This window comes from Lysinibacillus sp. fls2-241-R2A-57, from assembly GCF_030209535.1.
Lineage (GTDB): Bacteria > Bacillota > Bacilli > Bacillales_A > Planococcaceae > Lysinibacillus.
This window is the reverse complement of the sequence record NZ_JARVRU010000184.1, coordinates 1-1,271: the sequence shown is the minus strand read 5'-3', so window position 1 is coordinate 1,271 and position 1,271 is coordinate 1. Positions and strand designations below refer to the sequence as shown.

The window sequence follows — 1,271 nt, the reverse complement described above, 5'->3', positions numbered from 1 at the left end:
TAGATTTAAAGCAAAATCTCAATTTTCCCTGTCCATTTTCTTGACATAGTATCAGAATGCATGTTTTATCCAATGGAAATAAAATGTAAAAATAGAGTGCAAACCTTTTATCTAACTAAAATAAATTGTTATCAACAATGGATTGACTATGACAATTCTGGGTTTCGAACTTTAGTCGATGGTAGTAAAATGTTGGACAAACCAATTGTTACTAAAGCTATTCACAATGATTTTTATTTAATTAGAGATACCATCACAAAATCAAGATGGGCTGCCAGTGAAAATTTGAAGAAGTTTGTGGAGGAACATAAACTTAACATTGAATTTGAAATTGTGTGATGATTAAGGTGGAACTGATGTTAGAAAATTCAACACTCTAAAAGAAGAAGGGAAGGAAGATAGTCGGTTAACATCATAAAAAACGTGTGAGAGTGGGTTGTAAAAATAGAAATGGATATATCTAAAGTTCATATATGGATAGGAATCAATGAATCTGACGATGCAACATTCGAGCAATATTTTGAATTGGATTATAACACTAATGTAGAAATGGACGACCCTGAATATAAGGTGTGTCAATTTTGTGTTGATACCAATACAGAATGGTACGATGAGGACATGATAGGTGTTTATAAGATTGATCATCTAATAAGTGTTGACGATGCACTAGAAGAATTACCAGTTTCTAATGAGACGTTATTAGAAATCAAATCTATCTGCGTTGGAAAAGGGATTGAAAATGTAAATGCAATGTTCTTCTACACAGATGCAGATTTAAAAATAACCGACACTGATAAGTTATTTAATGGTTTAGTTTACTTAGGAGGATTTAAGACAAATATCTAAATATGACCAATAGTATACTGGTTACTTGCTGATGATAAGTCGGGGATAAGGGAATCATGGGTTGGGGAGATTTCGATAATGGTGAAGATAAAATACCTAAATATTGTATTACTAGAAGATTTACTTTTTGTAGATTTAGTAAAAAAAATAGAAAAAGTTTTTAACGTTTCACTACCCTATGAAAATAAAAAGGGAAGATATATAGCGGAAGGCCAAAAAAGCAGATATAAAATAGAACTTATTGATAGATTTGATGATCTTAGTGAACTTTTGTGTGATGAGCATCATGTACTAGCTCTTAGTATACCTTTTGAAGAAGAGTTTAATTACATTGTGATAGAAAATGAATTAATGAAGCTATTAAAAAATTATGGCGAATAGTAGAATCAAGTTGAACACTTTAGAAAAATAAAAACATCGTACGC

The 1,271-nt window shown here is 30.8% G+C and carries 3 protein-coding genes; all 3 read left to right on the top strand.

Going from position 1 to position 1,271, the window contains the following annotated elements; genetic code table 11:
* Positions 1–72: 72 nt before the first annotated feature.
* The 3 genes from QRN68_RS23200 (at position 73) to QRN68_RS23190 (ending at position 1,227) form a co-directional block, all read left to right on the top strand.
* Positions 73–339 (top strand): hypothetical protein, encoded by a 267-nt coding sequence (locus QRN68_RS23200; RefSeq protein ID WP_285399515.1) that lies wholly within the window; start codon positions 73–75, stop codon positions 337–339.
* 111 nt (positions 340–450) lie between these two features.
* Positions 451–846: an immunity 22 family protein gene (locus tag QRN68_RS23195; protein ID WP_285399514.1), complete on the top strand. Its 396-nt coding sequence runs from the start codon at positions 451–453 to the stop codon at positions 844–846.
* 78 nt (positions 847–924) lie between these two features.
* A complete protein-coding gene (locus tag QRN68_RS23190) occupies positions 925–1,227 on the top strand; it encodes a hypothetical protein (protein ID WP_285399512.1) in 303 nt (100 codons plus the stop codon).
* Positions 1,228–1,271: the final 44 nt, after the last annotated feature.